Source organism: Micromonospora sp. NPDC051925 (assembly GCF_044548625.1).
Classification (GTDB): Bacteria; Actinomycetota; Actinomycetes; order Mycobacteriales; family Micromonosporaceae; genus Micromonospora.
The window spans coordinates 126,667-136,421 of sequence record NZ_JBIUCH010000014.1; the positions used below are offsets into that span (position 1 = coordinate 126,667).

Consider the following 9,755-nt stretch of genomic DNA (forward strand, 5'->3'; position numbering starts at 1 on the left):
CCGGCGGGTTTTACTTCGCGAACACCTGGAACTCGGCGATCCGCACCTGGTCGCGCGCCGGGCTGGCGGTCGCGCAGTCGGTGCTGGTCGCCGGGTCGTCGTCCTGTTCACCGGCGTACGCCGGCCCGCCGGTGCACTGACTGGCCAGCACCTCCAGCCGGACGTGGGTGGCGACGGTGGCCGGCACCCGGAACGACCGCAGGATGAGGTCGCGGCTGTACGCCCGGTACTTCCCACCCGGGAACGCGTCGCCGGCACTGGTGTAGATCCGGGTCCAGCGGGCCGGGTCGGCGCAGTCGGTGGTCGTCGCGTCGCAGGTCGACACGGCGAACGAGCGCAGCGCGCTCAGCGCGTTCTGCGCGCCGGTGTCGGCGTCCCCGGTGATCGCCGGGCGGAGCATCGCGCTGACGTTGACCCGCTGCACGGTCTGCGGCGCGGCGGCGGGCAGCGTCACGGTGACCCGCTTGCCGGCCACCCCGGTCAGCGACGCCCAGTTGGTGGCCTCGGTGTCGTCGCCGATCCGGTCCAGGTTCACCCCGTCACCGGCGATGGTCGCCCCCGACGCGGTGGACGCCAGGTTGCGGCTCAGCCGCAGGTCGACGTACCCCTGCTGACCGGCCTTCGCGACCACCTCGAGCCGCTGGTGGCCGAAGCCGGGGGCGACCGCCAGCACCTGGTACGTCCCGGCGACGGCCTCGAAGGTGGCCGGCAGCGGGGTGGCCGGGTCGGTGTCGGCGATCGGGGTGGCCCGCGCCTCGTAGTCGCCGACGTAGAGCCGGATCGGCGCGTCCGCGCTGTCGCCCCGGGGGCGCAGGGTCAGTGTGGCGTTGCCGCCGGCCGGGCTGGCGAAGCTCGGCGTCGGGTCGGTGTCGGCGGCACCGACGGTGGCGGCGTCCCGGCCCATCCCGGAGCGTGCGAACTCGGCCCAGATCAGCTCCTGGTTGGCCCCGCCGAAGCGGAGCCGGTCGGCGGTGAGCAGGTTGTCCCGCATGTCGAGCATGCTGACCTGGCTGGCCGCCTGGAGCAGGAACGAGTCGAAGACCAGCTGCACCCAGCGCCGGTTGCCCGGACAGGCGTCGGCGGAGACCCGGCCCTGGGCGCAGTCGAGCTGACGTTGCGGCGTGCCCAGACCGTACTTCTTGACCAGGGCGGCGCGGATCCGGAAGTTGGTCGCGCCCCAGATCTCCCCGTCGCTGTGGACCGCCGGACCGGCCGTGTTGTAGCCGACGTCGGAGTAGTTGAGCGGGCTGCGGCTGAGGTCGTAGTTGCGGATGCCGCTGACCAGGTTGCCGGTGACGTAGCCGCCGGTGACGAAGGGCGTCTCGCCCGGGGCGCGCAGGCCGTGCTCGTACAGGTACTCGGCGGCGAGCAGGTCGCTCCACGACTCGCCCATCGACCCGCCCTGGTGCCCGCCGATGCCGGTGTCCGGGCCGGCGATCATCCGGTTGGTGATCGCATGGGTGTACTCGTGGCCGATCACCGTCATGTCGTAGTCGCCGTCCACGCACGGCGGGTACGGCCCACCGGCCTGCGGCTGCCACAGGTACATGTTGGTGGTCGGCGGCAGCCCGTCGCGCGGGGTGGACTGGTTGGCGTTGTTCCGGTTGCCGCTCAGCGCGCCCTGCTGGGCCCGCCCCTGCTCGGCGTCGCCACCCAGGCCGGCGGCGCCGACGTTGACCGCCTGGAGGTTCCAGGTGGCCTCGGTGAAGCCGAGGTGCCAGGCCCAGTCGTGCATCCGGTTGTGCATGGCGAACAGGTTGGCGGTGGCGGCGTCGGCGTCGTTGCGCTGCGCGGAGGTGAACGCCGCCGGGTTGCAGCGGGCCTGGTGCCACTGGTCGGTGAGCGGGTACTCGTAGCGCCGGTCCGGGCGGTCGGGGGCGTTGACCATCGGGCTGCCGGCGCCCCAGGAGACCACCGTGTTGGCGGAGTTGCCCCGGGTGGTGCCGGTGGGCGCGCCGGTGGCCAGGTCGACGTCCCAGGGCAGCCCGCCGGCCGGGTCGCGGAAGGTGTCGGCGCAGTCCGGGGCGGGGGTGCCGCACCAGCGGACCCGGGGATCCTGCCCGGGGGCGAGATCCTGTGGCGGGGTGGCCGGGTAGACCGCCCAGCTCGGGTTCTCGGCGTCGAAGTCGACCAGGTCCTCGCGGATCAGCACCGTCCCGCTGATCCCGTCGACGTACGTGGTGAAGGCGGCCGGGTGGTCGCTGTCCCTGCCGATCAGGGTCACCTCGTACGCGGCCCGGTTCCCGTCGACCGGGGTGGGCACGGCGACCGGACGCACCCGGTGGCTGGCCACCTCGGCGGCGTCCAGGCCGGCGTCGGCGAGCGCGGCGGCGTACGCCTGCTCGGCGGTACGGGTGGCGGGGGCGGGGGCGGCGGAGTCCCGGGACAGCGAGGAGCTGACCGAGAGCACCGTGCCGTCGGCGACCGCCACGGTGACCAGGCCGTCGTGCCCGGCGGGCAGGTTTCCGAAGCGCTGCCGCAGGGTGACCACCGCGCCGTCGCCGACCCTGCGGACCAGCAGCCGGTCCAGCGCGGCGACCGCGTCGGCGTCCAGCCCGAACAGGTCCCGCTGCTCGGTGAGGTAGCGCCGGGCGGCGGCCTCCGGATCGGCGGGCAGGCCGGTGGCGAGCTGGGCCGGGCCGAGGGCGTGCGGGGTGCCGAGCCGGTTCCACCGGACCGGGACGCCGGTGGCGCGGGCCAGGCTGCGCTGGCGGGCGTCGGGTGCGGCCGTACCGGTGCGGTTGTCGAGGTCGGCGGCCTGGGTGCGGTCGTCGGCGAACGAGCCGGAGCGGCCCGGGGCCGGGGCCGTGCCGCCGCCCGGCGCGGCCGTGGCGGTGCCCCCGCCCGGCAGCAGGGCGGCGACCACGGCGGCGGTCGCCAGTACGGGAACGAGCCGGCGTCGGCGCCGGCTCGCTCGGGGTGTCCACTCCGGTCTGGGCACGGAACCTCCTTGTGGGAGCGGGGACCGGCGCGACGCCGACCCGGCGCAGGCGTGGTGACGCATGCGCATACGTGGATACCAGGCGAGTCGGGCGGGGGCAAGGTCAGGAGCGCTCCGCGAGCGCTGCAGGGGGCAGCGGCCACCGCACCGCTACCCGACCGTGCGACGTTGGCCGCCGGTGCGGTGCGGTGCGGTGCGGTGCGGTGCGGTGATGTGCGATGCGATGCGATGCGGGGCGACGCGGTGACGTGCGATGCCGGCGGCGGTGTGGTGGGGTCAGTCCAGTTGGGCGGGGTCGAGACCCAGTTCCCGGGCCGTGACCAGCCGGATCCACTCGCCGAATTGCCGGCGGGAGATCACCCGCTCGTGGACGGCGAGCTGGACGGCGAGCCCGTCCATCACCGCGTTGATCCGCCAGGCGGCCCCGGCCGGGTCGGCGCAGTCGAAGGTCCCCTCGGCCACGCCGGCCGAGATCACCGCGGCCAGATCCTGCCGCCAGCGCAGGTCCAGCCGCCGGCAGACCTTCTCCAACTCCGGGGTACGCAGCGACTCCGCCCAGCCGTCGATCCACATCGCCCAGGGTCGGCCGGTGGGGGTGTAGAGGCGCAGGATGCGCCGGAGCTTGGTCAGTGGCGGAGTGGGGGAGCGGAGCACCGCGTCCAGCCGGGACAACTCCTGCTCGACGGCGTACGCGAACGCCTGGGCGAGTAGCCGTTCCTTGGTGGCGAAGTGGTAGAAGACCAGCGCCTGGCTGACCCCGGCGGCGGCGGCCACGTCGGCGGTGCGGGTGTTGGCGAGTCCACGCTCGACGATCACGTCGCAGGCCGTGCGCAGCAGGGAATCCAGGCGGACATCGGCGGTGGCACGTCTCGTCACGTCGCTACGGTAACCCATCCGACCGAGCACAGGGAGTTACCGACCCGCCCGATCGGGCAGGTGACAGTCGGAAGGCGGACAGTGCGGCGTCGTCGCGTCGGATGGCTTTCCGGCCTGTTCAGGAGGGGTGCACAGGACTTGTCAGCGGGCAACCGACCCAATTTCCTAGGAAGCTTCAAGGGCAGTGGTGGCGATCACAGTGCCGGCGACCGGACGCGCTGGGGCAAACCCCGATTTGGCATCGGTCCGACCGCTCGGCTAGAGTTTCCATCCGTCACCGGGTGTGTCCCGGAGGCAAGCGGACGTAGCGCAGCTGGTAGCGCATCACCTTGCCAAGGTGAGGGTCGCGGGTTCGAATCCCGTCGTCCGCTCGAAGCTGCCGCCACGTACGACGGGGGCAACCTCGGTGGGGTGGCCGAGAGGCGAGGCAACGGCCTGCAAAGCCGTGTACGCGGGTTCAAATCCCGTCCCCACCTCGGTAACAAGCACGGGCGATTGGCGCAGTGGGAGCGCGCTTCCTTGACACGGAAGAGGTCACTGGTTCAAACCCAGTATCGCCCACAGGTTGGATAGGCAGTCGAAGGCCCGTTACTGGATTTCCAGTAACGGGCCTTCTGCTGTCCGGCCCCTTACCCGGGGAGCCTCCGGGACGCCCGGTGTTCAGCAGTCGACCGCTGCGGCCACCGCCTCCTCCAGGATGCCGAGGCCCTCGGCCAGCTCTTCGTCCGTCGTTGTCAGGGCCGGCATGAGCTTCAACACCTCGTCAACGGACCCGGACGTCTCCACCAGCAGCCCACGGGAGAACGCCTCCCGGGCGACCCGTCCGGCCATCCGCGGTTCCCGGAAGGCCAGACCCCACACCAGGCCCCGACCGCGTGACGCCGCTATGTGCGCTGAGTGCCGACCGGCGAGTTCCGCCAGGATCTCCTCGAGCAGGATGTCCCGAGCCGCCGTCTGCTTCTCCAGTCTGCTGTCGGTCCAGAACTCCTCGAGTGCGGCGGTCGCGGTGACGAAGGCGGGGTTGTTGCCGCGGAACGTTCCGTTGTGTTCGCCGGGTTGCCACACGTCGAGTTCGGTGCGGAAGAGAGTGAGGGACATCGGCAGGCCGTAACCGCTGATGGACTTGGAAAGGCAGACGATGTCGGGGGTGATGCCGGCGTGTTCGAAGCTGAAGAACGGTCCGGTGCGGCCACAGCCCATCTGGATGTCGTCGACGATCAGCAGGACGTTGCGGCGGGCGCACAGTTCGGCGAGATCGGCGAGCCAGGTCGCGCGGGCCGGGTTGATGCCGCCTTCGCCCTGCACGGTCTCCACGATGACGGCGGCCGGTAGGTCCACCCCGCTGCTGCTGTCGGCGAGCATGGTGTCGAGCAGGGTGAGCCCGGATACCTGGCCGCCGGCGAAGCCGTCGTACGGGATGCGCCAGGTGTGTCCGAGTGGGACGCCGGCGCCTGCGCGTACGGTGGCGTTGCCGGTGACGGCCAGTGAGCCGAGTGACATGCCGTGGAAGGCGCCGGTGAAGGCGACGACGGTGTGGCGTCCGGTCACTTTGCGGGCGAGTTTGAGTGCGGCCTCGACGCTGTTGGTGCCGGTGGGCCCGGGGAACTGCACGCGGTAGTCCAGGCGGCGGGGGTCGAGCACCCGCGATGCGAATTCGGTGAGGAAGTCCTGTTTGGCGGCGGTCAGCATGTCGAGGCTGTGCGTGACTCCGTCCTGCTCGAGGTAGTCCAGCAGGGCGCGCTTGAGCACCGGGTGGTTGTGGCCGTAGTTGAGGGCGCTGGCGCCGGCGAAGAAGTCGAGGTAGACGCGGCCGTCGCGGGCGAACATCCGGCTGCCTCGCCCGTGGTCGAACACGACCGGCCAGTTCCGGCAGTAACTACGGACCTCGGACTCGATTGTCGGGCCGATCATGATGTCTCCTCGGAGTTGGAGCTGCCCATCCGCCGTGCTCCTGGAGCCGCGTCGAGGTGGATTCCTGCGTCCACGGGGCCGGACTGCGGGCCCCGTCGGCCAGGAGGTTCTGCTGTCGCCCCGCCACACACCGCGCTCGGCGGGGCGACGGGGCGGCGTGACAGTGCCGTGCGGTGCGAACTCCGGCCTTCAGGCCCGAGCCATCTGCTCCCGCAGGCTTCGCGGCCGCATGTCCGACCACACCCTCCCGATGTGGTCCAGGCACTCCTGCTTCGACCCGGACGTCCCCTCCGCGGTCCAGCCGAGCGGCAGCTCCCGGTCGGCCCACCAGATCGAGTACTGCTCCTCGTCGTTGCGCACGACGCGGTAGACACCGTCGTCAGTCATGGCCCCTCCGGCATGGTCGGGTGATCGGAGTACGTGAGCCCGATACTGCCGGGCCCACCCGCACCCGCCATAGAGACGAACGCGCAGACGCGTCGTGCGGGCCCGTCCCTGTTCGACGGTCCCCGAGTCGCGCAGGCTCTGGTGACGGCGGATCGCCACCTGGAAGGGGGCTCGACATGGCCGAGCGACGCCACCTGATCTCTATTGACGACCTCTCCGACGACCAACTGCGCTGGATCGTCGAGCGCGGCGTCGAGTACTCGCGGGGATCCGCGGGAGTCGTCCAGCCCCTGTCCGGGGCGGTCGTCGGCGTGCTGTTCCGTAAGACGTCCACCCGTACCCGGACCGCGTTCTCCGCCGGTGCGCTGCGTCTCGGCGCCGGACTGATCACGTACGGCCCGGACGACCTGCAGTTGGCCACCGGCGAGTCCGTCGAGGACACCGGCGCGGTGCTGTCCGGCATGCTTGACGTCCTGGTCGCCCGTACCGCCGGGCCGGAGGCCGAGCTTCGGGCGTACGCCGCCCAGAAGCGCATGTCGGTGATCAACGCGATGAGCGCGGTGGAACACCCCACGCAGGCGCTCGCCGATCTCACCACGATCGTCCGGCACTTCGGTCGGGTGGAGGGCGTCCGGGTGCTGTACGTGGGGGAGGGGAACAACACCGCCTCCGCGCTGACGCTCGCGCTGTCCCGGTACCCGGGCGTCGAGCTGCACCTGCGTACCCCGCCCGGGTACGGCGTCGAACAGAGGTACCTCGATCAGGCGGCGGTGTCCGCCCGGCGCAGCGGCGCGCGCGTCGAGCAGCGGCACGATCTGTCCGGCCTGCCACCGGTCGATGTCGTCTACACCACCCGGTGGCAGACCACGGGGTCGACGAAGCCGACGCCCGACTGGCGGTCCGAATTCGCCCCGTTCCAGGTCGATGAGGCGCTGATGGCAGCCTGCCCGGGTGCGGTGTTCATGCACGACCTGCCGGCGCACCGGGGCGAGGAGGTGACCGGGGCGGTGCTCGACGGACCCGGGAGCATCGCCTTCACCCAGGCCGAGAACAAGTACCACAGCGCGCGGGCGGTCCTGGAGTGGTGCGCCGGGGACGGGCGCAGCGGCGGAGTGGGGCTGTGACCACCTTTCTCGACGACATCCTCACCCACGCCGCGACCCGGCCCGACGCGCCGGCGATCGTCACCCCGGACACCGTCGTGTGCTACGGGGATTTCGCTGTCCGGACCGATCGGCTGGCCCGCGCGCTTGTCGTCCGGGGGGTCGGACCGGAGCAGGTCTGCGCGGTCATGCTCGACCGGGGCCCGGAGGCCGTCATCGCGATGGCGGCCGTGCTCCGGGCCGGCGGCGCCTTCCTCACCCTCAACGCCGAGCTGCCCGATCAGCGGTTGGCGGCCATGGTCCGCACCGCCCAGGCCAGGTTCCTGGTCACCACGCCGTCCCGGGCCGGGCAGCTCGACTTCCCCGTCGACGGCCCGACCGTGTTCGTCGACGCGCCTGACGTGCCGGCGACCCTGCGACCGTTGTCGCCCCGGTCGCTCGCCTACGTGAGTCACACCTCCGGCTCGTCCGGGCCGCCGAACGCGGTACTGCTGGAGCACCGGGGCGTCACCAACTACCTGCGGTTCATCGTCGACGACTACGGGCTCGGTCCGGACACCGTGGTGCTGCAGCTCGCGCCGTTCGGGTACGACGCCTCCATCCGCGACACGTTCGCCCCGCTCGTCGCCGGCGGGCAGGTGGTGCTGGTGCCGCGCTCCACCCTGTTGCGCACCGATGGGTTCGTCGCGGCCGTCCGGGAGTGGGGGGTGAACACGATCCTCTCGGCCACCCCGACGTTCCTGACGTCGCTGCGGCAGTGCGATCTGCCCGACCTGCGGCTGACCGTGTCCAGCGGTGAGTCGCTGCGACCGTTCCTCGTCGCCGGCGGCCGGGACGGCGTGCGCGGCCGGATGATCAACCAGTACGGTCCGACCGAGACCACGATGACCGCGACGCGCTTCGAGGTGCCGCCGGTCCCCGACACGACGGTCGACCTGATCGGGACACCGATCGACGGCGTCAGCGTGCGCCTGCTCGACGACGATCTGCACACCGTGCCCGATGGTGGCGTCGGCGAGGTGTGGATCGGTGGATGTGGTGTCGCGCGCGGGTACGGCGGCCGGCCGGCGTTGACCGCGGCCCGGTTCGTGCCGGACCCCCATGGTGCGCCCGGCACGCGGATGTACCGCACCGGGGACCTGGCGCGCCGGTTGCCCGACGGTGACCTCGTGTACCTCGGGCGCATCGACCGGCAGATCAAGGTCCGTGGATACCGGATCGACTCGGCCGAGATCGAGGGCGCGCTGCTGGCCCACCCCGCCGTCACCGGCGCGGAGGTCACCGCGGGTACCGATGCCGGCGGCCGGGTCTTCCTCGTCGCGTACGTCGCCGGCGTGTCGGCGGAGGTGACGGACTCGGCACTGCGCGCCCATCTCGCGAGGACGTTGCCCCCTCACATGATCCCGCGACGGTTCGCCCGGATCGACAGCGTACCCACGACCGTCAGCGGCAAGACCGACCGCCGGGCGATCACCGTGGACGGGTCATGAGGACGACAGGCGTCGGGCTCACCCTCGCGGACGTGCGTATGGCCGCTGACCGGATCACCGGCCTGGTGGATCGCACCCCGGTGCTTGCCCTGGATTCGCGGGTGCTGCTCAAGGCCGAGCACCGCCAGCGCGGCGGCTCGTTCAAGGTCCGGGGCGCGGCGAACGCGATGCTCGCGCGGTACGCGGACGAGGTGGTGGCTGGTTCGTCCGGCAACCATGGCATCGCCGTCGCCATGCTCGGCGCCGCGTTGGGCATCAGGGTGACCATCGTGATGGCGGCCGGGGCCAGCGACGGCAAGGCACAGGCGATCCGTTCGTTCGGTGCCGGCGTGGTGCAGGTGGCCGGCGGTGTGGTCGAACGTGACCGCCGGGCCGAGGACATCGCCGCGGCGACCGGGGCGGCCTACGTGCCGTCCTCCGACCACGAGCTGGTGGTGGCCGGGGCCGGCACCGTCGGGCTCGAGGTGTTCGAGGACGTGCCGGGCGTGTCGACGATCTTCGTACCGACCGGCGGTGGTGGCCTGCTGGCCGGCGTGTGCCTGGCCGCGTCGGCGCTGTCCCGGCCGGTGCGGGTCGTCGGGGTGGAGCCGATGTCCGCCCGTCGTTACGCCGTTTCGGTTGCCCGGGGCGCGCCGACGGAGTTGCCACCGTCCATGACGATCGCCGACGGCCTTCGAGGGCAACGACCCGGTGCGGTTCCCTGGCCGATCATCCGGCACCGGGTCGACGATCTGATCGGCGTGACCGACGACGCGATCACCCACGCGTTGGGGGTCCTTCGCCGCGCCGGTGTCAGTGCGGAGCCGAGCGGTGCGGTAGCGCTGGCCGGCGCGCTACGGCGCGGGTCTGCCGGCCGCGCGGTGGCGATCGTGTCCGGTGGAAACGGCACGGCCGGCAACGGCAGCGCCGGAACGACAGAAGAACCTTCGGCAGAACTGCTGCCGGCGTCAACCGGTGAGTCTGCCTGTTCTTCCCTGCGCTGTCTCGATGGTGCGGAGGAGTCTCGTGGTAGGCGCATCGCGGAGCGGATGCAATTCGAGGAGCGGC

The 9,755-nt window shown here is 71.9% G+C and carries 6 protein-coding genes, 3 tRNA genes and 1 pseudogene; 6 read left to right on the plus strand and 4 right to left on the minus strand.

Annotated features, from left to right (window positions below; all coding sequences use genetic code 11):
- Positions 1-10: 10 nt before the first annotated feature.
- Both ACIG87_RS20350 and ACIG87_RS20355 read right to left on the minus strand, forming a co-directional pair.
- On the minus strand, positions 11-2,941 hold the full coding sequence (locus ACIG87_RS20350; RefSeq protein WP_396852295.1) for a M36 family metallopeptidase: 2,931 nt from the start codon (positions 2,939-2,941) through the stop codon (positions 11-13).
- Positions 2,942-3,217: 276 nt separating this feature from the next.
- Positions 3,218-3,817 (minus strand): TetR/AcrR family transcriptional regulator, encoded by a 600-nt coding sequence (locus tag ACIG87_RS20355; RefSeq protein ID WP_396852296.1) that lies wholly within the window; start codon positions 3,815-3,817, stop codon positions 3,218-3,220.
- A 298-nt stretch (positions 3,818-4,115) separates the two neighbouring features.
- On the opposite strand from ACIG87_RS20355, the gene ACIG87_RS20360 reads away from it, so the two are divergent.
- The 3 genes from ACIG87_RS20360 to ACIG87_RS20370 all read left to right on the plus strand — a co-directional run bounded on the left by ACIG87_RS20360 (position 4,116) and on the right by ACIG87_RS20370 (position 4,378).
- Positions 4,116-4,188 (plus strand) — tRNA-Gly (locus ACIG87_RS20360).
- Positions 4,189-4,222: 34 nt separating this feature from the next.
- A tRNA-Cys gene (locus tag ACIG87_RS20365) sits at positions 4,223-4,293 on the plus strand.
- Positions 4,294-4,306: 13 nt separating this feature from the next.
- Positions 4,307-4,378 (plus strand) — tRNA-Val (locus tag ACIG87_RS20370).
- 99 nt (positions 4,379-4,477) lie between these two features.
- Here the strand turns inward: ACIG87_RS20370 and ectB are convergent.
- Positions 4,478-5,728 carry a diaminobutyrate--2-oxoglutarate transaminase gene (gene ectB, locus ACIG87_RS20375; protein WP_396852298.1) on the minus strand — a complete coding sequence of 417 codons (1,251 nt, stop codon included), beginning with the start codon at positions 5,726-5,728 and terminating at the stop codon, positions 4,478-4,480.
- A 189-nt stretch (positions 5,729-5,917) separates the two neighbouring features.
- A complete protein-coding gene (locus tag ACIG87_RS20380; RefSeq protein ID WP_396852299.1) occupies positions 5,918-6,115 on the minus strand; it encodes an MbtH family protein in 198 nt (65 codons plus the stop codon).
- A 176-nt stretch (positions 6,116-6,291) separates the two neighbouring features.
- Between ACIG87_RS20380 and ACIG87_RS20385 the strand changes: the two genes are divergently transcribed.
- From ACIG87_RS20385 to ACIG87_RS20395, 3 genes and pseudogenes are all read left to right on the plus strand, one after another.
- Positions 6,292-7,239 (plus strand): ornithine carbamoyltransferase, encoded by a 948-nt coding sequence (locus tag ACIG87_RS20385; protein WP_396852300.1) that lies wholly within the window; start codon positions 6,292-6,294, stop codon positions 7,237-7,239.
- Positions 7,236-8,708 (plus strand): amino acid adenylation domain-containing protein, encoded by a 1,473-nt coding sequence (locus ACIG87_RS20390; RefSeq protein ID WP_396852302.1) that lies wholly within the window; start codon positions 7,236-7,238, stop codon positions 8,706-8,708. The genes ACIG87_RS20385 and ACIG87_RS20390 overlap by 4 nt, the downstream gene beginning before the upstream one ends.
- Positions 8,705-9,643 (plus strand): annotated as a pseudogene (locus ACIG87_RS20395) (threonine/serine dehydratase); the annotation flags it as partial. The gene ACIG87_RS20390 and the pseudogene ACIG87_RS20395, both read left to right, overlap by 4 nt.
- Positions 9,644-9,755: the final 112 nt, after the last annotated feature.